The sequence below is a fragment of the Bacillus methanolicus PB1 genome, from assembly GCF_000262755.1.
GTDB classification, from domain to species: Bacteria; Bacillota; Bacilli; order Bacillales; family Cytobacillaceae; genus Bacillus_Z; species Bacillus_Z methanolicus.
This window is the reverse complement of the sequence record NZ_AFEU01000003.1, coordinates 791,751-817,034: the sequence shown is the minus strand read 5'-3', so window position 1 is coordinate 817,034 and position 25,284 is coordinate 791,751. Positions and strand designations below refer to the sequence as shown.

Here is a 25,284-nt window from a genome sequence, read left to right as displayed (position 1 = left end):
AGGAGGAGAAACGATGGGTTTAGAGGTGGATGTAATATTTAAAATTGCCGGTGTTGGAATTGTTGTTGCCTTTTTGCATACAATTCTTGACCAAGTTGGGAAAAAAGAATATGCCCAATGGGTTACACTTTTTGGTTTTATTTATATTTTGTTCATGGTTGCATCGATCGTCGATGATCTTTTTCAAAAGATTAAATCAGTATTCTTATTTCAGGGGTAAAGGGGGGCTCTCCCATTGAAATCATCAAAATAGCAGGAATTGCGCTCATCGCCACTTTCCTTGCTCTAATCGTAAAAGAACAGAAACCAAACTTTGCTTTTTTATTAATTGTTTTTGTCGGATGCACGATTTTTTTATTTCTGGTCGATAAGATTAATGAAATTATCCATATGATTGAAAAAATTGCTGTCAATGCAAATGTCAATCTTATCTATGTTGAAACAATCTTGAAAATCATTGGAATTGCATATATTGCCGAATTTGCCGCTCAGATTTCGAAGGATGCCGGCCAGGGCGCCATTGCTTCAAAAATTGAACTCGCAGGTAAAATCCTCATTCTAGCTATGGCAATTCCAATCTTAACGGTTTTGATTGAAACAATCATTCAAATGGTTCCGAATTAGTCACAGCAATTTTCCTTCTATGGAAGAGGTGTAATAATGAAGCGGATCTTGCATGTTTTATCCATTGTAATACCTTTCTTTTTTTTGATCGTCCCGGTTGTACAAGCCTCTCCGGGACAAGCTGAAACCGGAGAATTCACTGATGCAGAAATGCTTGTCGATTCACAGCTGGAAAATTTAAATATTGATGAATTGAAGGGATTTTGGGAAGACATTCTTCGCCAGTATGGCGGGTTTTTACCGGAAAGCCAAAAAGGCAGTTTGTATGATTTTATAAAAGGAGAAAAAAAATTCTCTTTTGAACAATGGATTACCGGGATTGTGAAATTTGTTTTTCATGAATTTATCGTGAATGGAAAACTGCTAGGTTCTCTGATTTTGCTGACGATATTCAGCATGTTTTTGCAGTCTTTGCAAAATTCATTTGAAAACAGCACAGTCAGCAAAGTTGCTTATTCTATCGTTTTTATCGTGCTGATCATTATTGCATTAAATAGTTTTCACGTTGCGATAACTTACTCAAAAGAAGCAATTGGATCAATGATTCACTTTATCTTTGCCCTGATACCGCTCTTGCTCGCGCTGATTGCTTCATCAGGCGGAGTAATTTCCGCAGCTTTTTTCCACCCGGTTATTCTTTTTTTAATGAACACGAGCGGACTTATTATTCAAAACATTGTTCTCCCGCTTTTATTTTTATCAGCATTGTTAAGCATTGTCAGTATACTGACCGAGCATTACAAAGTCACACAGCTTGCCCAATTGCTCAGGAATTGGAGCATTGGCTTGCTTGGTTTATTTTTAACAGTCTTTCTGGGTGTAATATCTGTCCAGGGGGCTTCAACCGCGATTACGGACGGAGTAACGATTAGAACGGCGAAGTTTCTTACGGGGAATTTTATTCCGGTTATTGGACAAGCATTCACCGACGCAACAGATACAGTCATCAGTGCGTCTGTTCTTTTAAAAAATACAGTGGGAATAGCAGGAGTCGTCATTTTACTGTTAATTGCTGCGTTTCCGGCACTCAAAATATTGATGATTGCCTTTATATACAAATTTGCTGCGGCGATCTTACAGCCGCTTGGCGGCGGTCCGGTTATCGCATGCCTTGATGTTATCAGCAAGAGTGTCGTTTATGTATTTGCCGCATTGGCAATCATATCGCTTATGTTTTTTTTAAGCGTCACCGTTATCATTGCCGCCGGAAACTTGACGATGATGGTGAGATAGGAGGGAGAATGATGAATTTTTTAAAGGAATGGATCACAAATATCATTCTCTTTATCTTATTGGCAACGGTCATCGATATGCTTCTCCCCAACTCGAATCTTCAAAAATACGCAAAGATTGTGACCGGCTTGCTGTTGATTGCGATTATTTTAACGCCCGTGCTAAAGCTATTTTCCAACGATTTTGAAACAGCTCTTTCATCCATTGCTCTTTTTGAAAATTCTAGAGAAAAAAATATGGAAAATTTAATAGAAATGAAGAAAAAAGAAATACAAGCTTCTCAACATGCATATATTTTAGAACAAATGGCTGTCCAGTTAGAAAAGGACGCAGAGGGGGAGTTGATGGAACAGTACGGCTTGGAAATTACTAAAATTGATTTTTTAGTAAATGAAGATGACAAGAGTTCCTTTCCGGAAAATCTGGAAAAAATAGTGGTCCAGTTGCGCAAACCAAAAGAACAATCCGGAGCAATTGAAGTGGTAAAAAAAGTAGAAATTAATACAAAACATCCTCTTCCATCAGAACAGCCTGCCGAAACGAAAAAAATCACTTCTTTTCTCTCGCAAAAATGGAATATGAAAGATGAAGTTATCGAAGTAATGATAGAAGGGGGGATACCGGAAGAGAATGAACAATGATAAAGGACCGCTGACTTGGCTTAAAAATCTCTTTTTGAAAGAAGGACAATCAGAAAAAAAACCGGGAAAATACCATTATTTGCTTCTCGTTATTTTATTTGGTGCAGCGATTATGCTCATAAGCAATTTGCTTTACAGCGGGAATGCTTCAACGTCGGATATGCAGGTTTTTAACAATAAAGAAACAAATGAAACAGAAGATGTTCCAGCCTTTGGACAAAAGAAATCAGAAGAAAAAAGTTTGATGCAGCACTATGAAGAAGCTTATGAAACCCAGTTAAAAGAGGCACTGGAAGGAATCCTTGGTGTAGATGATGTCACCGTTGTAGTCAATGTGGATGCAACTGAAAAACAGGTATTAGAAAAAAATTTCGTTACACAGTCTCAAACGACGACCGAAACGGATCGGGAAGGCGGAACAAGAAAAGTAGAAGATGCTTCTAAAGATGAACAATTGGTTATCATTCGCAACGGAGAAAAAGAGATTCCGATTGTCGTTGAAACGAAGAAACCTGAAATTCGCGGAGTTCTTGTTGTGGCAAAAGGGGCAGACAACATACAAATAAAAAAATGGATTATTGAGGCTGTGACGAGAGTGCTGGATGTACCAAGCCATCGGGTTGCAGTTATGCCGAAAAAAACAAAGGGGGATTCATAAATGTTATTGAAAAAGCAAACAGTTTGGCTATTAACAATGTTAAGTTTGGTGGTTGTTCTTTCAGTTTATTACATTACCTCGCCAGAACAAAACGGCAACGGAGTGGCAGGAATAGAACAAAAAAGCGATGATCTTAAACCAGCGGTAAAAGGAGAAGAAAATGAAGCGGCAACCACTCAAACCGATTCAGGCGCCAAAATTATATCAGAGACGGCAAGCGACGAAGTGTTTGAAGCATTAAGGATGGATCTTGATGATCAGCGGAGCAAAAGGAAAGAGCAGCTTGAAGAAATTGTTGCTTCTACAGACCTTCCAACAGAAAAACGCAATCAGGCATATGACGAAATGAAAAAACTTGACGAAATTGCCTTAAAAGAAGAATTGCTTGAATCGTTAATAAAAGCAATGAACTATGAAGATGCTTTAGTTCGTGTTGACGGCGGCCAGGTGCGAATTACCGTTAAAGCAGATAAGCTTTCTCCATCTGCTGCAAATGAAATTATCCAAATGGTGAAACAAGAAATCAATGATTTGGAACATGTTGCAGTGAAATTTCAGCCGAATAAATAAAATACTTGATAAGCAATATGGAGAGCCCTTTGGATCGGGCTTTCCTTTATTTTTGTTGGATCTTCAATTATTTATTCAACAGAATCTTCGGTTTTATTATTTACACTCTATATATGGATTTTAAAAAAACCGCAATTGTTTAAAACAAATTGAAATTGGAAGACTGAAAAACAACCATACATTTATAATGTTGAACTTGCATTATGTATTATCGTATGATGTTATTAGTTAGTCTTAATTTTTGAATGACTGAGGTGTAAAAAATGTTAAAAGTGCAAGAAATTCGTGAACTGATAAAACTCATTGACAAATCAAGCATTGAAGAATTCATATTTGAACATGAAGGTTCAAAAATAAAATTGAAAAAAAGCAGTACTGAAACGATTGCTGTTTCACAGCCTGTTATACAGACTGCTGTTAATGAAACGCCAAAATCAGCAGCAGAACCGGTTCCGGTAGTGCAGGCCGAAGCAAAAGAATCAGAGCCGAAAGAGGAAACAACGCAAGAAACTGCCGCTGATACAGCGAATTTACATAAAATCACATCTCCTATGGTTGGTACTTATTATCAAGCACCTTCTCCGGATGCTGAACCGTTTGTCAAAAAAGGGTCTGTCGTTTCGAAAGATACTGTTGTGTGCATCATCGAAGCAATGAAGCTGTTTAATGAAATTGAAGCGGAGGTAAACGGTGAAATAGTTGAAATTCTTGTGAAAGACGGACAGCTTGTTGAATACGGCCAGCCTTTATTTTTGGTAAAACCTGAGTAAGGAGAATATTAAAATGATAAAAAAATTATTGATTGCCAATAGGGGAGAGATTGCCGTCCGTATTATCCGTGCTTGCCGAGAAATGGGGATTGAATCAGTTGCCGTCTTTTCTGAAGCAGACAGGGATTCTTTGCACGTGCAAATTGCCGATGAAGCATATTGTATCGGTCCGACTGCATCAAAGGACAGTTATTTGAACTTTACGAATATCATCAGCGTCGCCAAACTGACAGGTTGTGATGCCATCCATCCAGGGTATGGTTTTCTGGCTGAAAACGCTGATTTTGCAGAGCTTTGCCGGGAAGTAAATATTACTTTCGTCGGACCGAGCCCTGAAGCGATAACAAAGATGGGTACGAAGGACATTGCCAGAGAAACGATGAGGGAAGCTGGGGTGCCAATTGTCCCGGGATCGCAAGGCATTATTAAAAGTTCTGAAGAAGGAGTCGAATTGGCGGAAAAAATCGGTTTTCCGGTAATCATTAAGGCAACTGCCGGAGGAGGCGGAAAAGGGATCCGCATTGCAAAGACCGAGCAGGAATTAATCAAAGGTATTAAGATAACCCAGCAGGAAGCATTAACGGCATTTGGCAATCCAGGCGTATATATTGAAAAATATATTGAAGATTTTCGCCATGTTGAAATTCAAATTCTTGCCGATTCATATGGAAACGTCATTCATCTTGGAGAAAGAGATTGCTCTATTCAACGGCGCCTGCAAAAACTGTTGGAAGAAACGCCGTCGCCGGCTCTTGATGGTGAAATCCGTGAAGAAATGGGTACTGCCGCAGTAAAAGCTGCGAAAGCTGTTGATTATACAGGCGCAGGCACGGTAGAATTTATATATGATTATCGCAATCGCAAGTTTTATTTCATGGAAATGAATACACGCATTCAGGTGGAACATCCTGTTACGGAAATGGTGACGGGTGTTGATTTGATTAAAGAACAAATAAAAATTGCTTCAGGTGAGAGGCTAAATTTAAGACAGGAAGATGTAACCTTTAATGGTTGGGCTATTGAATGCCGAATAAATGCTGAAAATCCTGAGAAAAATTTCATGCCTTCTCCCGGAAAGATTAATATGTATTTACCGCCAGGTGGACTTGGCGTACGCATCGATTCAGCCGCTTATCCGGGTTATTCCATACCGCCATATTATGATTCAATGATTGCGAAAGTAATCACATACGGAAGTACTCGTGAAGAAGCAATTGATCGGATGAAAAGGGCGTTAAGCGAATTTGTGATTGACGGGATTCATACAACCATTCCATTCCATTTAAAGCTGCTCAACCACGAAAAATTTGTGGAGGGTCAATTCAATACAAAGTTTCTTGAAATGTATGATGTGATGAAAACAGACGATTAATTGGAGGTGCCATAAATGACTGAGAATCAAATTCTTGACATGAATCAAGAAAATACGGGCTTAGGGAAAGTGGAAATTGCCCCTGAAGTTATTGAAGTAATCGCAGGAATTGCCGCATCTGAAGTAGAAGGAGTTTCACAAATGCGCGGCAATTTTGCAACAGGTGTCGTCGAACGTCTTGGAAGGAAGAACCACGGCAAAGGCGTTAAAGTCGAGTTAACGGAGGACGGCATAAAGGTAGATGTGTATTGCATAATGAAGTTCGGTGTCTCCATCCCGGCTGTTGCCCAAAAAATTCAGGATAATATCCGCCAAGCGCTTTTGAACATGACCGCCCTTGAAGCACAGGAAGTCAACATCCATGTTGTCGGAATTCAATTCGAAAACCAAAAACCTGAAAGCGATTCCGAACAAGAAATATAGAAAGAAATGAGATCAGGGGCTGACTCATAAGGGTCTGAATCCCTCCGAATTTAACAATATTATAGAATGGGCTTTTTCAAAGTTTGTCTATATATTGTTTGGAGGGGTCTGACCCTTTACTTATGAGTCAGCCCCTTTATTTCATAAAAAATTTGCAAATACAAAAATAATAACACAAACCAATGCAGAGCACTTTTACTTATGCTATTATATTTGTTGTGAAAAAGTGGACAAACTAGCCGAAAAAGGAGCATTACAAAATGAAGAGACGGACAGCCAGAGAAAAAGCATTGCAGGCATTGTTCCAAATTGATGTAAGTAATGCGGAACCTGATGCAGCAATTGAACACGTATTGGAAGATGGCCATGGTGATGAATATTTAACCCGATTGGTAGACGGAACCGTTCAATACCGGGATGAAATAGATGAAACGATTAAAAAGCATCTTGAAAAATGGAAGCTGGAACGGCTGGCAAATGTGGACCGGAATTTATTAAGGATGGCAGTATTTGAATTAAAATATTGCCGTGATGAGGTTCCGGCCAATGTCGTACTTGATGAGGCAATTGAAATTGCAAAAATTTATGGTGATGAACAATCCAGCAGATTTATTAACGGTGTTCTTTCGAAAGTAAAAGATAGTTTATAACAAGCAAACTGTTTTATTTTTAATAAAGTGGAGGAAAGATCATGACAGCTCAAATTATTAACGGAAAAGAAATTGCAAAGAAAAAAAGGAGCGAAATTGCTAAAGAGGTAGACGAATTGAAAAAAAATCATGTGATCCCCGGTTTGGCAGTCATCCTCGTCGGAAACAACCAGGCATCAAGAACATATGTGAAAAGCAAGCAAAAAGCCTGCCAAGAACTTGGAATGCATTCTTTGTTAATTGAGTATCCAGAAACGGTTCAAGAATCAGAATTGTTAAGTAAGATTGATGAATTAAATCATGATGATGCCATTCATGGTATCCTCGTTCAGCTGCCTCTTCCTGACCATATTAATGAAGTGAAAGTGATAGAGGCGATTTCGCCAGCAAAAGATGTAGATGGTTTTCATCCCATCAATATCGGGCGGATGATGACAGGTCAGGATGCCTTTTTGCCTTGTACGCCGTATGGGGTAATGGTGATGCTGGAAGAAATGAATATTGAAATTGCAGGCAAACATGTTGTGATTATTGGACGAAGCAATATCGTCGGAAAGCCATCAGGACAATTGTTCCTTAATGAAAACGCAACTGTTACATACTGCCATTCAAAAACGAAAAATTTAGAAGAACACACGAAAAACGCTGATATCCTTGTAGCAGCAGTCGGTAGGGCGAATTTTATAACGGCCGATTATATTAAGGAAGGTGCGGTTGTAATTGATGTTGGAATTAATCGGAACGAAGAAGGAAAACTGTGCGGAGATGTTGACTTCGAGGAAGCAAAAGAAATTGCCAGTTATATAACCCCTGTACCCGGAGGGGTCGGACCGATGACGATAACGATGCTTATGTATAATACTTTAAAAGCAGCCAAAAACTTTCAATCAAAGCTGCAAAAAACAAAATAAAGGTAAATGAAAAAAGTCCCTTTCTATTTAATTTTTACTCCTTTCCGCTTTTGCACTAGGTGACGGATTTGGAATCTGAATTTATAATAGAAAGGGATAGTTTTTTATTTGTAATATAGAAGGAGCTTTCTATGAAAGAAACGCGTTATTTAACGGTCAACGCTTTAACAAAATATATTAAAAGAAAATTTGATGCCGATCCACATTTGCAAGATGTTCTAGTTAAAGGGGAAATTTCAAATTTTAAACAGCATTCGAGCGGCCATATGTATTTTACATTAAAAGATGATAAGGCGCGTATTCTGGCCGTTATGTTCACGAGTTATAATCGTTATATGAAATTCACTCCGGAAAATGGGATGAAAGTATTAATTAGAGGTGATATAACGGTTTACGAACCGAGCGGCCAATACCAAATTTATGTGAAAGACATGCAGCCGGATGGGATTGGCGAATTGTACCTTGCATTCGAGCAGCTGAAAGAAAAGTTGGAAAAAGAAGGACTGTTTGACCCTGATGTGAAAAAATCTATTCCAAAATTTCCGGAAATTGTCGGTGTCATAACTTCACCAACGGGAGCGGCGATCAGGGACATATTAACGACAATTAAAAGGCGGTTTCCGATTGCCAAAATTCTTATTTTTCCTGCTCTCGTACAGGGTGAACAGGCAGGGCGTTCCATTTCAAAGGCGATTGAATTGGCAAACGAAAGAGCAGACATTGACGTCTTAATTGTCGGGAGGGGCGGCGGTTCCATCGAAGAACTGTGGGCGTTTAATGAAGAGATCGTAGCAAGAGCTATATTTGTTTCTAAGATACCGATTATTTCGGCAGTCGGGCATGAGACAGATTATACGATCGCAGATTTTGTTGCCGATCTCCGTGCTCCGACTCCGACGGCAGCTGCCGAGCTTGCTGTACCTCATATTGATGAACTGACGGAAAGAATTATGAACAGAAAGTCCCGCCTTTTAAGAGCAATAAAAGAGAAAATCGGGATTCATAAAGAGCAGTTAACGCGAATTCAGAAATCGTATGCGTTTAAATATCCGCAAAAATTATATGAACAGAAGCTTGAACAGCTTGATAAGCTGACGGAGCAGCTGATGAAAGGGGCACGCAATATTTTTGGCTTAAAGGCCGAACAGCAAGACCAGCTGCTAAAGAGGCTTGAACGAAATCATCCGGCCCAATTGATGCAATTAGCCCGAGAGAATCATCAAAGGTTAAGGCGATCGCTGAACAAGGCGATGACAGGAATTTTTATAGAAAAGCAGAAAGATTTTCAATCTATTTTGTCAACATTAGAAGCATTAAGTCCGCTGAAAATAATGGAGAGGGGATACAGTCTGACATACACCGATGATGGAAATCTCATAAAAAGCGTATCACAAATAAAAAATGGCGAATCTGTTCAAGTCAGGTTATCTGATGGACAATTATATTGCAAAGTGACCGGAAAGAAAGTGAGTGGAAATAATGCTTGAAAATAATATAACTTTTGAAGAAGCAATGGAAAAGCTTGAGAGGATTGTAGAGCGGCTCGAAGAGGGAGATGTTCCTCTGGAAGAAGCTATTTCCATTTATAAACAAGGAATGGAACTTTCAAAGATTTGCCATGATAAATTGAAGAACGTTGAAGAGCAGTTAACGCAAATCTTAACAGAAGATGGGAAAACCGAAAACTTCTCTATCCAAGAGGAGGAATAATGTTGACTGTAAAACTGAAAGACTTTGCAAAAGAACATAAGGAGATGCTTGAAAACTGTTTGCGAGCATCGATTGAACGTCTCAATGCTCCATCCATTATAAAGGAATCAATGCTTTACTCGCTTGAGGCAGGCGGAAAGCGGATCAGGCCATTATTATTGTTTGCTACTCTCCATGCATTAGGCCATGACAGCAAAAAGGGGTTGAATACTGCAGCAGCAATCGAAATGATCCATACGTACTCCCTTATTCATGACGATTTGCCAAGTATGGATAATGATGATTTTCGCCGCGGAAAACCTACAAACCATAAAGTATTTGGAGAAGCATTCGCGGTATTGGCCGGGGATGCCCTTTTGACATACAGTTTTCAAATGATCAGTGAAACTCCGGAAGAATATGCTGCAGCTGACACAAAGCTGAATCTTATAAGAGAGCTTTCAAAAGCAGCCGGGGCAGAAGGTATGGTCGGCGGACAAGCTGCCGATATTGAAGGGGAAGGAAAACAGCTTGATTTGAGCCAGTTAGAGTATATTCATCATCATAAAACGGGAAAGCTTTTGGCATACAGTGTTTTAGCAGGTGCAATGCTTGCAGGGGCAAATGATGAACAAATGAAAGATCTGTCACAGTTTGCTTTTCACTTAGGGCTTGCTTTTCAAATTCGCGACGATATTCTCGATTTAGAAGGGCAGGAGGAATTAATCGGCAAGCCGGTTGGAAGCGATGCAAATAATCAAAAAAGCACATATCCTTCCCTTTTATCCATGGAGGGGGCAAAAGAAGCGCTTACAGACCATATTGGCAAAGCGAAGGCTTATTTGAAAAGCTCAAGCCTTTCTACCTCATTGCTTGTAGAAATCACCGAACTTGTCGCTGCAAGAGACCATTAAATGATCATCATTTGATGACATAAAACTTTTATGGTATAATAAGATAAAATATTGTGTTCATTGCCGTTATCACGTTTGTGTTAGCGGCTATTTTTTAAATAAAATCAATGGAAGCAAGGGAAATCCTTGCTTTTCTTGAGGAAAACAAGAATGATAAATGACAGTGATAAAAGAACATGAAAGTGAGTGATCCGTCAATGGATCTATTATCAATTAAAGACCCTTCCTTTTTAAAGGAGCTCTCAAATAAAGAATTGGAAGTGCTTAGTAAGGAAATCAGGCAATTCTTAATCGAAAAATTGTCAGTAACCGGAGGCCATATCGGACCGAATCTTGGTGTTGTAGAATTAACTATTGCTTTGCATAAATGCTTTGACAGTCCAAAAGATAAAATAATTTGGGATGTCGGGCATCAATCGTATGTACATAAAATTTTGACAGGCCGTGCCAGTCAGTTCGATACCCTCAGGCAATATAAAGGGCTGAGCGGTTTTCCGAAAAGAAATGAAAGCGTTCATGACATTTGGGAAACGGGACATAGTTCAACGTCTCTGTCTGCAGCTATGGGAATGGCTATTGCGAGAGATCTTAAAAAGGAAAAATCGTATATCGTTCCTGTCATAGGCGATGGAGCGCTGACAGGCGGAATGGCTTTGGAAGCATTAAACCATATCGGCCATGAAAAAAAAGACATGATTGTTATTCTGAATGATAATGAAATGTCGATTGCTCCAAATGTGGGAGCCTTACATAATATTTTAGGAAGGCTTCGAACTGCCGGCAAATACCATTGGGTAAAAGATGAGCTGGAAATGCTATTAAAAAAGATTCCTGCTGTCGGAGGCAAGCTAGCATCGACTGCTGAAAGAATAAAAGACAGTTTAAAATATATGCTTGTTTCGGGAATCTTTTTTGAAGAACTCGGTTTTACATATTTTGGACCGGTCGACGGACATAGCTTTGAGGATTTATTTGAAAACTTGAACTATGCGAAGAAAACGGATGGACCTGTCTTACTCCACGTCATCACGAAAAAAGGAAAAGGTTACTATCCTGCTGAGAATGATAGATCAGGGACATGGCATGGGACAGGTCCTTATAAAATTGAAACAGGCGACTTTTTAAAACCTGTTAATGCTCCGCCTGCCTGGAGCGAGCTCGTCAGTGAAACTGTCCGAAAAATAGCTCGGAAAGATGAACGAGTTGTTGCGATTACTCCTGCAATGCCTGTAGGTTCTAAATTGGAAGGGTTTGCCGGTGAGTTTCCGGACCGCATGTATGATGTCGGGATTGCCGAGCAGCACGCGGCAACGGTTGCAGCAGGATTGGCTGTGGAAAATATGAAGCCATTTTTGGCGATTTATTCAACCTTTTTGCAAAGAGCATATGACCAGGTTGTCCATGATATATGCCGCCAGAACTTGAATGTTTTTATTGGCATTGACCGGGCAGGATTGGTCGGAGCGGACGGCGAAACACACCAAGGTGTCTATGACATTGCATTTTTAAGGCATTTGCCAAATCTTGTGCTCATGATGCCTAAGGATGAAAATGAAGGGCAGCATATGGTGAATACTGCCTTAAAATATGATGACGGCCCGATCGCCATGCGTTTTCCGCGAGGGAACGGGATCGGCGTTCCGATGGATGAAAAGCTGCGTACGATTCCGATTGGAACATGGGAAGTTTTACGGGAAGGTAAAGATGCCGCTATCTTTACTTTTGGAACAACAATTCCAATGGCAATGGAAGCAGCAGTTTTAATGGAAAAGCAAGGAATTGCCGTAAAGGTTGTCAATGCCCGATTTATAAAACCGCTTGATGAAAAAATGCTCCATGCCATCTTAAATGAAAACATTCCAATTATTACGGTTGAAGAAGCTGTATTACAAGGCGGATTCGGAAGCGCTGTTCTTGAATTTGCCCATGACCATGGTTTTCATGAAGCAAAAATTGACCGGATGGGAATTCCTGATCAATTTATTGAACATGGCAGCGTAAATAAGCTTCTGGAAGAAATCGGACTGACGACTGAAAATCTCGTCTTAAAATTGAAAACAATGGTTAGAAAGAAACAAAAAAGGGCTCAATGAAAAATGAAAAGTAAAAAAGAACGATTAGACGTATTATTAGTTGAAAGAGGGCTTTTTGAAACAAGAGAAAAAGCGAAAAGAGCGATCATGGCCGGTCTCGTATACAGCAATGAAACCCGCCTTGAAAAACCGGGCGAAAAAGTAAGCTCTGATATTCATCTGACTTTGAAGGGAAATGTCCTTCCTTATGTGAGCAGAGGCGGACTAAAGCTTGAAAAAGCATTAAAAGAGTTCAATATTGACGTACGCGGGAAGGTCATGATCGACATCGGTGCTTCTACAGGTGGATTTACTGATTGCGCTTTGCAACACGGGGTTAAATTAACATATGCATTAGATGTCGGCTACAACCAGCTTGCATGGAAACTTCGCCAAGATGAACGAGTGATTGTGATGGAGCGAACAAACTTCCGCTATGTTACACCTGCAGATCTTAAAGAGGAAATGCCTGATTTTGCAACAATTGATGTATCTTTTATCTCATTGAAACTTATTTTGCCAGTGCTGAAGACTTTGCTTGTTCCAAATAGTGATGTAATTGCCCTTGTAAAGCCTCAGTTTGAAGCCGGCAAAGAACAAGTAGGAAAAAAAGGAATCGTTAGAGATCCAAAAGTACATGAAAACGTGCTGGAACAAATAATTGATTTCTCTCTCGGACTCGGCTTTCATGTCAAAAATCTTTCCTTTTCACCGATTACAGGCGGAGATGGGAATATCGAATTTTTGCTCCATTTGTATTGGGAAGGTGAAAAGGATCGCGGTGAAAACTTTTTATCAGTTTTACCGGCCGATGTTGTACAACATGCACATCAAGAATTAAAATCGAAAAAAACAAACGAGGAATAAGCACAACGCTTATTCCTTTTTTAAAAGGATTTTTTGCAAACTTTTCAGCTGTTGCATTAAAAGGAACATTTGTTCTATAATGAAAAAGAAAATCTACGGGATTGCTTTTTTCCGTGATTACACGCTTCGCTTGATGAGTCAAAACATCCGGCAACTCACGGGTATTTAAAGTTAACAACCTTTTAGAAATTAGTAGAAAAGAGCATAAAAGAAATGTACAAGAATTCGGAATTCGGCTAACATAATAGTAGCTATATACAAAAATTGTCGATGTTTGATCCTTACTAGAGGTGATTTTGAAATGACTAAAGGACAGCGCCATATCAAAATTAGAGAAATTATTGCCAATAATGACATAGAGACTCAGGACGAGCTTGTAGACCAATTGAAAAAAGCAGGTTTTAACGTCACCCAGGCAACAGTATCCCGGGACATAAAAGAGCTTCACTTAGTAAAAGTTCCTTTAATGGATGGAAGATATAAATATAGTCTGCCTGCTGATCAGAGATTCAATCCATTACAGAAGTTAAAACGTGCTCTTATGGATGCTTTTGTAAAAATTGATGCAGCAGGACATCTTCTTGTCATGAAAACTCTTCCGGGAAACGCAATGGCAATCGGAGCATTAATCGACAACCTTGATTGGGAAGATATTTTAGGAACGATTTGCGGTGACGATACAATCTTAATTATTTGCAGAACACCTGAAGATACAGAAATCGTTTCAAATCGATTTCTTGAAATGCTCTAATATGAGGTGACGATTCTTGCTAAGCGAACTATCCATTCGAAATTTTGCCATTATTGAATCCCTCTCAATATCTTTTGAAAAGGGCTTAACCGTTTTAACGGGAGAGACGGGGGCTGGTAAATCGATTATCATCGATGCAATTCATTTGTTAGTCGGCGGTAGAGGGTCTTCCGAATTTGTCCGCCATGGAGAGGATAAAGCAGAAATCGAAGGGCTTTTTCTTTTGGATGATGAAAGCCATCCGTGTTATGAAAAAGCAAGAGAATTCGGCATTGAGATTGAAGAAGGAATGATTGTTTTGCGGCGGGATATTTCCAAGAATGGAAAAAGTGTATGCCGAATAAACGGGAAACTGGTGACGATTTCTGCATTGCGGGAAATTGGAAGCACCTTAATTGATATTCACAGCCAGCATGAACATCAGGAATTAATGGACGAAACAATGCATTTGCCTTTGCTTGATCAATTTGGAGCAGAGGAAATTTTCCCTGCTGTTAAGGAATACCAAGAAGTTTACCGGGCATATGAAAAAACAATGAAAAAACTGAAAAGCCTGAATGAAAATGAACAGCAAATGGCTCACAGACTTGATTTAATCCAATTTCAATTAGAGGAAATTCAAGCTGCCGATCTCAAACTGAATGAAGATGAAGAGCTTTATGAAGAAAAAAGAAGGCTCAGCAATTTTGAACGAATATATGAAGCCATGCAATTAAGCTATTCAGCACTTCAAGGAGAACAAAAAGGATTGGATTGGATCGGCCTTGTAATGAGCCATCTTGAAGATGCGGCTGAATTGAATCCTGCTTATAAGGACCTTTTCGAAACGGTTTCCAACTGTTATTATGCGCTTGAAGATGTTTCCCATACACTTAGGAACGAACTTGAATTGCTTGAATTTGATCCTGAGCGGTTGAATGAAATCGAAGACAGGCTGAATGAAATTAACGCGCTCAAACGTAAATACGGGAAAACAATTGCTGAAGTACTTGAATATGCAGCAACGATTGAAGAAGAGATTGAAACACTGCAAAACAAAGAAACACATATCGGGCAATTGGAAAAAGACCTAGCTTCATTAAGAAAAGATTTATTAGTTGAAGCGAAAAATGTAACAGAACTGCGAAAGAAATATGCAAAAAAACTGACGAAACTGATTCACCAGGAATTAAAAGACCTTTACATGGCCAAAACTGTTTTTGAGGTAAAAATCGAATCGGATGAAAGCAATTTTACGAAAAAAGGCATAGATAATGCTGAATTTCATATTTCCACTAATCCCGGCGAGCCATTAAAGCCATTGTCAAAGGTCGCGTCAGGTGGCGAGCTTTCAAGAATTATGCTGGCGTTAAAGAGCATATTCTCGAAACACCAAGGTGTTACTTCAATCATTTTTGATGAAGTGGATACAGGTGTGAGCGGAAGGGTTGCCCAGGCGATCGCAGAAAAAATATACAAAGTTTCTATCGGCTCTCAAGTGCTTTGCATTTCCCATCTTCCTCAAGTAGCCGCAATGGCGGATACTCATTTGTTTATTGCAAAAGTAACGAAGGGTGGAAGAACCATTACTTCGGTAACTCCTTTATCAGATGCTGAAAAAATTAAGGAAATCGGCAGAATGATCTCGGGTGTTGAAATTACGGATTTAACGAAAAAGCATGCAGAAGAATTATTGTTGCTCGCCAACCAAATAAAAACAACTTGAAAAGCTATCCATTCCCGGATAGCTTTTTTATGGTTCCAGCGGTTATAAATGAGTTGTAAGCAGGCAAAATTAAAGATGTAGCCATTTTGAAGTATGTGGACTAGAAGCGAGGAGAGTGAAGGTTTTGAAATATGAACTGCTGAAAAAAATAATTGGTGGAATTCTCCTTGTTTCATTAGTAGCCATCGGGTTTTCGAAACCGATGCAGGAATATGTAAATATTCCGCAAAAGATAACTCTTTTTGAAGGGCAGCATTTCAGTCTGCCTAAGGCTGTCAATGTTTCAGCTTCTTTGTCTGCTGATAATAAAAGTATTGCACTTGAACAAAACCGGCATTCATTATCCCTTCAGGCAAATAGTCCTGGAAAAAATGAAATGATGTTAGAAATAGCCGGTTTTCCCATTAAACAGGTCGATGTAGATGTATTAAAGGATTTTAGAGTAATTCCTGGAGGACAATCAATTGGAATTAAGTTGAATACTGTTGGTGTTTTAGTGGTAGGGCACCATCAGATTGATACAGAGGAAGGAAAAGTTTCTCCCGGTGAAATTGCAGGCATTAAAGTCGGGGATATTATTACAGAAATTGATGGCAAACGTATTGAGAAAATGGCAGACGTTGCTCCGCTAGTGCAAAAAACAGGCAATGAAGGAAAGCCTTTAGATATTGTAATTAATCGAGAAAATCAAATAATCAAAACAAAGTTGAAGCCCATGAAAGACAAAAAAGAAAAAACATATAAGCTGGGGCTTTATATACGTGATTCAGCTGCGGGGATAGGGACAATGACTTTTTATCAACCTGAATCAAAAAAATACGGTGCTTTAGGGCATGTCATTTCTGACATGGACACAAAAAAGCCAATTGTCGTCGAGGATGGGCAAATTGTCCGTTCAACTGTCACTTCAATTGAAAAAGGGAGCAACGGAGATCCGGGAGAAAAGCTGGCACGGTTTTCAACTGACCGCGAAGTTATTGGAAATATAAGCAGAAACAGTCCGTTTGGGATTTTTGGAAAACTAAACAAAGAATTAAAAAATGGAGTATTGGATAAACCTCTTCCAATCGCATTATCACATCAAGTGAAAGAAGGTCCTGCACAAATTTTAACGGTTGTAAATGATGATGAAGTTAACCTCTTCGATATTGAAATTGTCAGTACAATTCCGCAAAAATTTCCGGCAACAAAAGGGATGGTTATTAAAGTAACTGATCCAAAGCTTCTTGAAAAAACAGGCGGAATCGTTCAAGGAATGAGCGGAAGCCCGATTATTCAAAATGGCAAACTTGTTGGAGCAGTTACCCATGTCTTTGTAAATGATCCAACTTCAGGTTATGGAGTCCATATTGAATGGATGTTAAATGAAGCAGGAATCGATATATATGAAAAACCTCGAGAAAAAGCTTCATAAATGTTTTGGACGCAAAAATAGGCGGAATTCCGCCTATTTTTGTCGTTTTCAAATATGGTAAAATATAATTAAAGATTTTTCGACAAAAGCAAAAATAATTAAATGTCAAATAGCGAAATACGTCGAAAATAAAAGAAATTTAAAGAAAAAATAAGGTTAAGGTCCTTTTTTTAGAAAATATAAAAAAACAAGAGGAATTTTAATTGCATTGTCGAAATTGTCATTTAGAATAAAAAATAAGATAAGATAGGAAAAGAGACCATTAAGTGGAATCAGGGAGGAAACAAAAATTGAAAGAAATTAAAGTCTGTGTCGTGGATGACAATAGAGAACTTGTAGGTTTGCTTGAAGAATATATATCTTCGCAAGATGATATGGAAGTAGTCGGTGTGGCACATAACGGACAGGAATGCTTGGATTTGCTTGAAGAAACGGATCCTGATGTACTTGTTTTAGATATCATTATGCCTCATTTAGACGGGCTGGCTGTGCTCGAAAGACTTCGAACATTGAAAAAGAATCCTCTTCCAAATGTAATCATGCTGACAGCCTTCGGCCAGGAAGATGTAACAAAAAAAGCAGTAGACCTTGGAGCATCCTATTTTATTCTAAAACCGTTTGATATGGAAAATCTGGCTAATCACATTCGCCAAGTAAATGGGAAATCTAACACACTTATACGAAAATCTTCTGCACCAAGTCACCGCCCTCAAACTGAGCAAAAACCAAAAAACCTGGAAGCAAGCATTACAAGTATCATACACGAAATTGGTGTTCCTGCGCATATTAAGGGATATTTATACTTGCGGGAAGCCATTTCTATGGTCTTTAATGATATTGAACTGCTTGGTTCAATTACAAAAGTGCTTTATCCGGATATCGCAAAAAAATACAATACAACAGCCAGCCGTGTTGAAAGAGCAATCCGTCATGCGATTGAAGTTGCTTGGAGCCGCGGCAATATTGATTCAATTTCATCTCTTTTCGGCTATACAGTAAGCATGTCAAAAGCAAAACCTACAAATTCTGAATTCATTGCGATGGTAGCTGACAAGTTAAGGTTGGAACATCGAGCTTCTTGAGAAGAATTGTTTAATCATTTGAAATTATTGATTCTATTTTCTTTGAGGCTGACCCAAAATCAAAAAAGCGAAGCACTTATCGGTCAGCCTTTTTTCAATGGAAAAGCATAAAGTATGAAAACCGCGTCATTATTTAGAAGGAGCAGGTAACAATGACAATGATTTTTGCGCATCGCGGCTATTCTGCAAAATTTCCTGAAAATACGATGCAGGCATTCATTGAAGCGGAGAAAGCGGGAGCAGATGCTTTGGAAATAGATGTTCAGCTTACAAAAGATGGAGAAGTCGTCATTATACATGATGAGAAGGTTGACAGAGTAACAAACGGCCAAGGATATGTAAAGGAATTCACTTATAAGGAATTGAGAAAGCTCGATGCCGGTTTTCATAAGAAAACTACAGCCAAAATGGAACCTATTCCTTCGCTGGAGGAACTCTTAGAGTGGATGACAACTAATCGGCTTATTTGCAATATTGAGCTTAAGAACAATTTTTTTCCTTATGAGGGAATAGAAGAGAAAGTAATAAAAATGGTGAGAAAATATAATCTTTCGAACCGGATTATTATTTCTTCATTCAATCATTACAGCATTGTTTACAGCTACCGGCTTGCTCCGGAAATTGAAATTGCACCATTATACTCAGAGAACCTTTATATGCCATGGGTTTATGCCAAATCGATTCGTGCGAAAGGAATCCATCCAAAACTCATTACAGCAACAGATGAAGTGATTCTAGCGAGCATTGAAAATGGAATACAGATAAGGCCATATACGGTAAATAAGGAGGATGATATGAAGCGGTTGTTTTCGATTCGATGTTCGGCTCTAATTACCGATGAACCAAAAAAGGCAATGAAAATACGGCAGCAGATTCAATCCGCTATCTGATTTGGCGTAAAACTGACAAAAGAAAAGGGCCGATCCTTTAAACGAAAGGGTCGTCCCTTTATTTTTTCGCGCCACAACCAGATTGCCTCTGAAATCTTTTCTGTACTTTATTTCTTTTCCTGTCCCGGTGCAAAATAAAACCTGCCACAAACCCCAAACCTGCCAGAAAAAGAAGCAGCCCGGCTAAAAATTGCAGCCAGAGAAACGGAAAGGGAGTCTGCAAAATACCAAACACCATATCCCTCATCAATTTTATACCGATGGCTGCGAAAATACCCGGAATCAGCAATATGAGTAATGCTATTATTCTGCTCATAAATAATCCCTTCAATCTTTGTCTATTTTCACGAAATATAAAATTCAAGCACTGTATACAATTTGAATGGAATTTGTCGCAATATTTTGGTTCTAATCGCGGCGCATTTACTCCTTTTGTTTCTTACGAAAATGATAAATCATCTTTGGAATTTGTCAAGGAAGATAAATAACCTTAAAATGAATTTGAAAAATGTTGCAGGGCAAATATGAAAATTATTTCATAAAAGATGGAGTGGAACCATATGCAAACAGCGATGATCGTTGGAGCAGGCAAAGGCGGAATTGCCATTTTAAAAATATTAAAAGAAACAGCCATCCTCGATGTAAAAGTGATTGTTGACAATAATCCTGATGCACCAGGAATATTAATTGCAAAACGTGAAGGGATTAAAACAGGGACAGATTGGCGTGATTACATTTCTGAAAAGGTTGACATCATTTTTGAAGTGACTGGAAAAAAAGAAGTATTCACAGCTTTAAGGGATGCTAGAAGCAAAGATACAATTCTTATTCCGGGAAGCGTTGCTTTTCTCATTGCAAAACTTTTCGAAGAAAAAGAAGAATATATTGAAAAATTCCGTAATGAAAATTATAAACATGATTTGATTTTTAATTCAACCGATGATGGAATGGTAGGAATTGATAATCAATGCAAAATAATTTTATTTAACAAAAGTGCGGAAAAAATAATTGGAATTCCACAAGCGGAAGCAAAGGGGAAACATATTTATGAGGTAATTCCGACTAGCCTGCTTCCAAGGGTATTAGAAACAAGAAGAATTGAAGCGAATCAGGAACTGATATTGGAAAATGGTTTGAAAATAATTACAACTCGAATACCAATTGTTGATGAAAATGATCAATTGATCGGCGCATTTTCTGTTTTCAAAGATATTACCGAAGTTGTCAATCTTGCAGAAGAAGTAACAAATCTTAAAGAAATTCAAACAATGCTTCAAGCGATTATTCATTCAAGCGATGATGCAATCTCTGTAGTTGATGAAAAAGGCAGGGGAATCTTAATTAATCCTGCTTATACAAGGATAACAGGCTTAACGGAAGAGCAGGTGATCGGAAAACCTGCTACTGCAGATATTTCCGAAGGGGAAAGCATGCATATGAAAGTGCTGAAAACTAGAAGAGCAGTACGCGGAGTTGCCATGCGCGTTGGCCCGATGAAAAAAGAAGTTGTTGTAAATGTTGCGCCTATTATTGTCGATGGAAAGCTTAAAGGAAGCGTCGGTGTTATCCATGATATGTCGGAAATCCAAAACTTGAACAGGGAGCTTAACCGGGCCCGGCAAATCATCCGAACGTTAGAAGCAAAATACTCGTTTGAAGATATTATAGGGCAATCAGAGGAAATGAAAATTGCTATTGAACAAGCAAAATTGGGTGCAAAAACACCGGCTACCGTCCTTTTAAGAGGCGAGTCAGGTACGGGAAAAGAACTGTTTGCCCATGCAATCCATAATGCAAGTGACCGAAAATATAATAAATTTATCCGAGTCAATTGTGCTGCTTTATCAGAGTCGTTGTTGGAAAGTGAATTATTCGGCTATGAAGAAGGAGCTTTTTCCGGAGCAAAGCGCGGCGGAAAAAGAGGTTTTTTTGAAGAAGCAAACAACGGCAGCATTTTTCTTGATGAAATTGGAGAACTTAGTGCAAATACACAGGCAAAGCTCCTGAGAGTGCTTCAGGAAAATGAAATTGTTCGCGTTGGCGGTACAAAATCAATTCCGATTAATGTTCGTGTCATCGCTGCCACGAATGTAAATCTAGAAAAAGCCATTGCGAAAGGAACTTTTAGGGAAGACTTATACTACCGGCTTAATCGGATGCCGATCCATATTCCTCCTCTCAGAAGAAGAAAAGAAGATATCCCGCTTTTATGCGTACGGCTTATTCAAAAAATCAATCAGGATTACGGACGCAACGTAGAAAGCATTTCCGAACGTGCGATGGAACAATTGATGGCTTACGATTGGCCGGGCAATGTGAGGGAGCTTGAGAATGTTCTTGGAAGAGCGATGATCTTTCTTTACTATTCGGAAACGGAAATTGATTTATTCCACCTTCCGGAGTTGAAAGGTAAGCCGACTGACGAAACAAGAGTACCAGAACCAGCACATCAAGAGCTTTTTGAGGGATCTCTGAACGAGCAGCTTGAAAAATATGAAGAAAAAATCATCAGGCATGTACTGATTAAATGTAATGGCAATAAGACACAAGCTGCAAAAACTCTTGGAATTTCCGTTCGTAACTTGTATTACAAATTGGAGAAGTATCGTATTGAAAATAATAGCATGCAATAAATTTCATAGTGAGAAAAAAATTGCATGAATAAAAAGTGGTAAATAAAGCGTTTTCATTTCGAAAAATTGGCACGTTTCTTGCATAATTAGTATAATGAGTGCTGCGTCTATGTGAAAGGGGTTTTAGCTCATAATGAAATTGGATACGCTGATCGAAAAAGCAACCCAATCAAAAAAACAAATGGTAGCAGTTGCTGCAGCTGATGATGAAGAAGTCATCGAAGCAGTTTCTATGGCACTTGAGCAAAATTTGGCTGATTTTTTGCTGTTTGGAGATAAAGAAAAAATCCTCAAATTTATGAATAAAAACTATTCTGGTATGGAAAAAAATGAGAATCTCAAAATTATTCATGCGAATACGAATGAACTTGCAGCTGAACATGCTGTAAAAGCTGTAAAGCTAAATGAAGCGAACGTGTTAATGAAGGGTAATATTCCGACAGCAACAATTTTAAAAGCGGTGTTGAACAAGGAATTTGGTTTGCGAACAGGAAATGTGCTTTCACATGTAGCAGTTTTTGAAGTGCCCGGTTATAACCGATTTACAATTGTCACTGATGCAGCCATGAATATCGCTCCAGACCTTGAGCAAAAAGCAAAAATTATAAACAATGCTGTTATGGTGGCAAAAGGGATAGGGATTGAGATGCCAAAAGTAGCCCCGCTGGCAGCTGTTGAAATGGTAAACCCTTCTATGCAAGCGACGCTTGATGCTGCTTTGCTGACCCAAATGAACCGCAGGGGACAAATCAGCGGTTGCATTATTGACGGACCTCTCGCGTTGGATAATGCAGTTTCAAAATATGCAGCAGAACATAAAGGAATTGGCGGGGATGTTGCAGGACAGGCTGATATTTTATTAGTTCCGACAATTGAAGTTGGAAATGTACTTTATAAGTCATTAATTTATTTTGCAAATGCAAAAGTCGGTGCTATTATTGCAGGTGCAAAGGCCCCAATTGTTTTAACTTCAAGAGCAGATAGTGCCGAAAGCAAACTATATTCACTTGCATTGGCTCTATGCTCTGCAAAATAGAATACGCGAGCGCGGTGGAGGAAATTTACAATGAAGATTTTTCAATATTTAGAGAAATATGATTATGAACAACTAGTTTTTTGCCAAGACAAACAATCAGGATTAAAAGCCATAATTGCGATCCATGATACAACGCTTGGACCGGCTTTAGGCGGCACACGCATGTGGACTTATGATTCAGAAGAAGAAGCAATTGAAGATGCGCTGCGATTAGCACGAGGAATGACATATAAAAACGCTGCTGCCGGCTTGAATCTTGGCGGAGGAAAAACAGTAATTATCGGCGACCCTCGAAAAGATAAGAACGAAGAAATGTTCCGAGCATTTGGCCGTTATATCCAAGGGTTAAATGGCCGTTATATCACAGCTGAGGATGTTGGCACCACTGTTGCAGACATGGATCTTATTCATGAAGAAACCGATTATGTAACAGGCATTTCACCGGCATTCGGATCTTCCGGAAATCCATCGCCTGTAACAGCATACGGAGTTTACCGAGGTATGAAAGCCGCAGCTAAAGAAGCTTTTGGAACAGATTCATTAGAAGGAAAAGTAATTGCTGTTCAAGGTGTTGGAAACGTCGCATATAACCTGTGCCGCCACCTTCACGAAGAAGGTGCACAATTAATCGTGACTGATATCAATAAGGAAGCAGTTCAACGTGCAGTCGAAGAATTTGGCGCCAAATCGGTTGAGCCAAATGAAATTTATGGAGTTGAATGTGATATTTATTCACCATGCGCTCTAGGCGGCGTCATTAACGATGAAACAATTCCTCAAATTAAAGCAAAAGTTATTGCAGGTGCAGCCAATAACCAATTAAAAGATGCTCGCCACGGAGATATCATTCACGAAATGGGAATTATCTATGCTCCAGATTATGTTATCAATGCCGGCGGAGTAATCAATGTTGCCGATGAGCTTTACGGCTACAATCGTGACCGTGCGATGAAAAAAGTGGAAATGATCTACAACAATATTGAAAGAGTTATTGAAATTGCAAAACGTGATAGTATACCAACATACAGGGCTGCAGACCGCATGGCAGAAGAGCGGATTGAAAGAATGCGCAATTCACGCAGTCAATTTCTGCAAAATGGCCATCACATATTAAGCCGCCGTAAATAAAAATTTTATGGAAAAACGCTGGATGAGATTTCAGCGTCTTTCCCTATTTATTTTCATATACCTTAATAAGGAATTAATATTAATGAAATTTTTTTAATTCATACAGTGTTTGTTCTATTTAATTGGAGGTTACGACGTTGCAAGAAAAAACATATCGGATTCTTGTCATCAATCCTGGTTCTACATCAACGAAAATAGGAGTTTTCGATAATGAGATGTCCGTTTTTGAAAAAATAATTCGACATGATGCAGAAATGATCAATTCTAGTGATGAAATTATTTCTCAATATGAATTTCGAAAAAAAACCATTCTTGAATCACTGGATAACGAAGGCATTAATATTTCAAAGATAAGTGCCGTATGCGGTCGAGGCGGTTTGTTAAGGCCAATAGAGGGAGGTACATATGCCGTAAATGAACAAATGATATCTGATCTTCGTGAAGGCTATGCGGGACAGCATGCTTCCAACCTTGGCGGAATTTTGGCATACGAGATTGCTTCAGGCTTAAACGTTCCTGCTTTTATTGTGGACCCAGTAGTCGTAGATGAACTTGACCCGATTGCCCGAATTTCCGGATTTCCACTTATTGAAAGAAAAAGCATCTTCCATGCGCTTAACCAAAAATCGGTAGCGCGAAGAGTTGCTAAAGAATTAGGAAAGAAATATGAAGAATTGAATCTGATTGTTGCACATTTGGGAGGCGGTATAACTGTCGGCGCCCATAAAGAGGGAAGAGTGATTGATGTTAATAACGGTCTTGACGGGGATGGCCCGTTCAGCCCTGAACGGACCGGCACCGTGCCTGCAGGAGATTTGGTCAACCTTTGTTTCTCCGGTGTCTATTATAGGGAAGAAATCATGAAAAAACTTGTCGGACAGGGCGGCCTTGCTGCATATCTTGGTACAAAGGACGCGGTAAAAGTGGAAAAAATGATCGAACAAGGCGATAAAAAAGCAGAACTCATTTATTTTGCAATGGCGTACCAAGTTGCAAAGGAAATCGGCGCTGCAAGTGCAGTTTTAGCCGGTAAAGTACATGCAATTATTTTAACGGGCGGTCTTGCATTCGGGAAACAATTTGTAAATACAATCAGTGAACGTATTAATTGGATCGCGGATGTAATTGTCCATCCAGGTGAAAATGAACTGCAAGCATTGGCAGAAGGAGCTTTGCGGGTATTGCGCGAAGAAGAAGAAGTAAAGGAATATCCAGGAAAATTAAAACATGCAGAGCTCGTAAATTAGAGGA

Annotated in this window: 26 protein-coding genes; 25 read left to right on the top strand and 1 reads right to left on the bottom strand. The window is 39.1% G+C overall.

Annotated features, from left to right (window positions below; all coding sequences use genetic code 11):
- The first annotated feature begins 13 nt into the window (after positions 1-13).
- From spoIIIAC to PB1_RS13640, 21 genes are all read left to right on the top strand, one after another.
- Positions 14-220, top strand: a complete 207-nt coding sequence (spoIIIAC, locus tag PB1_RS13740; RefSeq protein ID WP_004435581.1) for a stage III sporulation protein AC — start codon at positions 14-16, stop codon at positions 218-220.
- Positions 221-234: 14 nt separating this feature from the next.
- Complete coding sequence (spoIIIAD, locus tag PB1_RS13735; RefSeq protein ID WP_174269867.1) at positions 235-624, top strand: stage III sporulation protein AD; 390 nt, start codon at positions 235-237, stop codon at positions 622-624.
- A gap of 36 nt (positions 625-660) precedes the next feature.
- Entirely contained in the window at positions 661-1,857 is a 1,197-nt protein-coding gene (spoIIIAE, locus tag PB1_RS13730) for a stage III sporulation protein AE (protein WP_004437741.1), read from the top strand.
- Between the two features lie 11 nt (positions 1,858-1,868).
- Complete coding sequence (gene spoIIIAF / locus PB1_RS13725) at positions 1,869-2,498, top strand: stage III sporulation protein AF (protein WP_004437738.1); 630 nt, start codon at positions 1,869-1,871, stop codon at positions 2,496-2,498.
- A complete protein-coding gene (gene spoIIIAG / locus PB1_RS13720; protein ID WP_004437735.1) occupies positions 2,488-3,156 on the top strand; it encodes a stage III sporulation protein AG in 669 nt (222 codons plus the stop codon). The genes spoIIIAF and spoIIIAG overlap by 11 nt, the downstream gene beginning before the upstream one ends.
- Positions 3,157-3,726, top strand: a complete 570-nt coding sequence (locus PB1_RS13715) for a SpoIIIAH-like family protein (protein ID WP_004437733.1) — start codon at positions 3,157-3,159, stop codon at positions 3,724-3,726.
- Positions 3,727-3,989: 263 nt separating this feature from the next.
- Entirely contained in the window at positions 3,990-4,496 is a 507-nt protein-coding gene (gene accB, locus PB1_RS13710; protein WP_004437731.1) for an acetyl-CoA carboxylase biotin carboxyl carrier protein, read from the top strand.
- 13 nt (positions 4,497-4,509) lie between these two features.
- Complete coding sequence (gene accC, locus PB1_RS13705) at positions 4,510-5,868, top strand: acetyl-CoA carboxylase biotin carboxylase subunit (protein ID WP_004437729.1); 1,359 nt, start codon at positions 4,510-4,512, stop codon at positions 5,866-5,868.
- Between the two features lie 15 nt (positions 5,869-5,883).
- The gene (locus tag PB1_RS13700) at positions 5,884-6,291 is read left to right on the top strand and encodes an Asp23/Gls24 family envelope stress response protein (RefSeq protein ID WP_004437728.1); all 408 of its coding nucleotides are present in this window, start codon (positions 5,884-5,886) and stop codon (positions 6,289-6,291) included.
- A gap of 260 nt (positions 6,292-6,551) precedes the next feature.
- Positions 6,552-6,941 (top strand): transcription antitermination factor NusB, encoded by a 390-nt coding sequence (nusB, locus tag PB1_RS13695; protein WP_004437726.1) that lies wholly within the window; start codon positions 6,552-6,554, stop codon positions 6,939-6,941.
- Positions 6,942-6,982: 41 nt separating this feature from the next.
- Positions 6,983-7,852 (top strand): bifunctional methylenetetrahydrofolate dehydrogenase/methenyltetrahydrofolate cyclohydrolase FolD, encoded by an 870-nt coding sequence (folD, locus tag PB1_RS13690; protein WP_004437724.1) that lies wholly within the window; start codon positions 6,983-6,985, stop codon positions 7,850-7,852.
- Positions 7,853-7,983: 131 nt separating this feature from the next.
- Positions 7,984-9,339 (top strand): exodeoxyribonuclease VII large subunit, encoded by a 1,356-nt coding sequence (gene xseA / locus PB1_RS13685; RefSeq protein ID WP_004437722.1) that lies wholly within the window; start codon positions 7,984-7,986, stop codon positions 9,337-9,339.
- Positions 9,332-9,562 (top strand): exodeoxyribonuclease VII small subunit, encoded by a 231-nt coding sequence (locus tag PB1_RS13680; RefSeq protein WP_034645380.1) that lies wholly within the window; start codon positions 9,332-9,334, stop codon positions 9,560-9,562. Before xseA ends, PB1_RS13680 begins: the two co-directional genes overlap by 8 nt.
- Positions 9,562-10,455, top strand: a complete 894-nt coding sequence (locus PB1_RS13675; protein ID WP_004437718.1) for a polyprenyl synthetase family protein — start codon at positions 9,562-9,564, stop codon at positions 10,453-10,455. Before PB1_RS13680 ends, PB1_RS13675 begins: the two co-directional genes overlap by 1 nt.
- 197 nt (positions 10,456-10,652) lie before the next feature.
- Positions 10,653-12,548 (top strand): 1-deoxy-D-xylulose-5-phosphate synthase, encoded by a 1,896-nt coding sequence (gene dxs / locus PB1_RS13670; protein ID WP_004437713.1) that lies wholly within the window; start codon positions 10,653-10,655, stop codon positions 12,546-12,548.
- 3 nt (positions 12,549-12,551) lie between these two features.
- The gene (locus tag PB1_RS13665) at positions 12,552-13,394 is read left to right on the top strand and encodes a TlyA family RNA methyltransferase (RefSeq protein WP_004437710.1); all 843 of its coding nucleotides are present in this window, start codon (positions 12,552-12,554) and stop codon (positions 13,392-13,394) included.
- Between the two features lie 301 nt (positions 13,395-13,695).
- Positions 13,696-14,145 (top strand): transcriptional regulator AhrC/ArgR, encoded by a 450-nt coding sequence (gene ahrC, locus PB1_RS13660; RefSeq protein ID WP_004437708.1) that lies wholly within the window; start codon positions 13,696-13,698, stop codon positions 14,143-14,145.
- Between the two features lie 16 nt (positions 14,146-14,161).
- Positions 14,162-15,850, top strand: a complete 1,689-nt coding sequence (gene recN / locus PB1_RS13655; RefSeq protein ID WP_004437705.1) for a DNA repair protein RecN — start codon at positions 14,162-14,164, stop codon at positions 15,848-15,850.
- A gap of 115 nt (positions 15,851-15,965) precedes the next feature.
- Positions 15,966-17,264, top strand: coding sequence for a SpoIVB peptidase (spoIVB, locus tag PB1_RS13650; RefSeq protein ID WP_004437702.1), 1,299 nt, complete (start codon positions 15,966-15,968; stop codon positions 17,262-17,264).
- Between the two features lie 290 nt (positions 17,265-17,554).
- Positions 17,555-18,346 carry a sporulation transcription factor Spo0A gene (gene spo0A, locus PB1_RS13645; protein ID WP_004437700.1) on the top strand — a complete coding sequence of 264 codons (792 nt, stop codon included), beginning with the start codon at positions 17,555-17,557 and terminating at the stop codon, positions 18,344-18,346.
- Between the two features lie 152 nt (positions 18,347-18,498).
- Positions 18,499-19,236, top strand: a complete 738-nt coding sequence (locus PB1_RS13640; RefSeq protein WP_004437696.1) for a glycerophosphodiester phosphodiesterase — start codon at positions 18,499-18,501, stop codon at positions 19,234-19,236.
- A gap of 58 nt (positions 19,237-19,294) precedes the next feature.
- On the opposite strand, the gene PB1_RS13635 is transcribed toward PB1_RS13640, so the two are convergent.
- Entirely contained in the window at positions 19,295-19,552 is a 258-nt protein-coding gene (locus tag PB1_RS13635) for a DUF2627 domain-containing protein (protein WP_004437694.1), read from the bottom strand.
- Between the two features lie 244 nt (positions 19,553-19,796).
- On the opposite strand from PB1_RS13635, the gene PB1_RS13630 reads away from it, so the two are divergent.
- The 4 genes from PB1_RS13630 (at position 19,797) to buk (ending at position 25,280) form a co-directional block, all read left to right on the top strand.
- Positions 19,797-21,869: a sigma-54 interaction domain-containing protein gene (locus PB1_RS13630; RefSeq protein WP_004437691.1), complete on the top strand. Its 2,073-nt coding sequence runs from the start codon at positions 19,797-19,799 to the stop codon at positions 21,867-21,869.
- A 133-nt stretch (positions 21,870-22,002) separates the two neighbouring features.
- Positions 22,003-22,905: a phosphate butyryltransferase gene (gene yqiS, locus PB1_RS13625; protein ID WP_004437688.1), complete on the top strand. Its 903-nt coding sequence runs from the start codon at positions 22,003-22,005 to the stop codon at positions 22,903-22,905.
- A gap of 30 nt (positions 22,906-22,935) precedes the next feature.
- The gene (gene bcd / locus PB1_RS13620; protein WP_004437685.1) at positions 22,936-24,033 is read left to right on the top strand and encodes a branched-chain amino acid dehydrogenase; all 1,098 of its coding nucleotides are present in this window, start codon (positions 22,936-22,938) and stop codon (positions 24,031-24,033) included.
- A 137-nt stretch (positions 24,034-24,170) separates the two neighbouring features.
- Complete coding sequence (gene buk / locus PB1_RS13615; RefSeq protein WP_004437681.1) at positions 24,171-25,280, top strand: butyrate kinase; 1,110 nt, start codon at positions 24,171-24,173, stop codon at positions 25,278-25,280.
- Positions 25,281-25,284: the final 4 nt, after the last annotated feature.

Excerpts from the sequence above, each read along its gene's own strand:
- spoIIIAC (WP_004435581.1), top strand. The coding sequence starts at position 14 with ATGGGTTTAGAGGTGGATGTAATATTTAAAATTGCCGGTGTTGGAATT.
- spoIIIAE (WP_004437741.1), top strand. The coding sequence starts at position 661 with ATGAAGCGGATCTTGCATGTTTTATCCATTGTAATACCTTTCTTTTTT.
- spoIIIAF (WP_004437738.1), top strand. The coding sequence starts at position 1,869 with ATGAATTTTTTAAAGGAATGGATCACAAATATCATTCTCTTTATCTTA.
- spoIIIAG (WP_004437735.1), top strand. The coding sequence starts at position 2,488 with ATGAACAATGATAAAGGACCGCTGACTTGGCTTAAAAATCTCTTTTTG.
- PB1_RS13715 (WP_004437733.1), top strand. The coding sequence starts at position 3,157 with ATGTTATTGAAAAAGCAAACAGTTTGGCTATTAACAATGTTAAGTTTG.
- accB (WP_004437731.1), top strand. The coding sequence starts at position 3,990 with ATGTTAAAAGTGCAAGAAATTCGTGAACTGATAAAACTCATTGACAAA.
- accC (WP_004437729.1), top strand. The coding sequence starts at position 4,510 with ATGATAAAAAAATTATTGATTGCCAATAGGGGAGAGATTGCCGTCCGT.
- PB1_RS13700 (WP_004437728.1), top strand. The coding sequence starts at position 5,884 with ATGACTGAGAATCAAATTCTTGACATGAATCAAGAAAATACGGGCTTA.
- nusB (WP_004437726.1), top strand. The coding sequence starts at position 6,552 with ATGAAGAGACGGACAGCCAGAGAAAAAGCATTGCAGGCATTGTTCCAA.
- folD (WP_004437724.1), top strand. The coding sequence starts at position 6,983 with ATGACAGCTCAAATTATTAACGGAAAAGAAATTGCAAAGAAAAAAAGG.
- xseA (WP_004437722.1), top strand. The coding sequence starts at position 7,984 with ATGAAAGAAACGCGTTATTTAACGGTCAACGCTTTAACAAAATATATT.
- PB1_RS13680 (WP_034645380.1), top strand. The coding sequence starts at position 9,332 with ATGCTTGAAAATAATATAACTTTTGAAGAAGCAATGGAAAAGCTTGAG.
- PB1_RS13675 (WP_004437718.1), top strand. The coding sequence starts at position 9,562 with ATGTTGACTGTAAAACTGAAAGACTTTGCAAAAGAACATAAGGAGATG.
- dxs (WP_004437713.1), top strand. The coding sequence starts at position 10,653 with ATGGATCTATTATCAATTAAAGACCCTTCCTTTTTAAAGGAGCTCTCA.
- PB1_RS13665 (WP_004437710.1), top strand. The coding sequence starts at position 12,552 with ATGAAAAGTAAAAAAGAACGATTAGACGTATTATTAGTTGAAAGAGGG.
- ahrC (WP_004437708.1), top strand. The coding sequence starts at position 13,696 with ATGACTAAAGGACAGCGCCATATCAAAATTAGAGAAATTATTGCCAAT.
- PB1_RS13640 (WP_004437696.1), top strand. The coding sequence starts at position 18,499 with ATGACAATGATTTTTGCGCATCGCGGCTATTCTGCAAAATTTCCTGAA.
- PB1_RS13635 (WP_004437694.1), bottom strand. The coding sequence starts at position 19,552 with ATGAGCAGAATAATAGCATTACTCATATTGCTGATTCCGGGTATTTTC.
- PB1_RS13630 (WP_004437691.1), top strand. The coding sequence starts at position 19,797 with ATGCAAACAGCGATGATCGTTGGAGCAGGCAAAGGCGGAATTGCCATT.
- yqiS (WP_004437688.1), top strand. The coding sequence starts at position 22,003 with ATGAAATTGGATACGCTGATCGAAAAAGCAACCCAATCAAAAAAACAA.
- bcd (WP_004437685.1), top strand. The coding sequence starts at position 22,936 with ATGAAGATTTTTCAATATTTAGAGAAATATGATTATGAACAACTAGTT.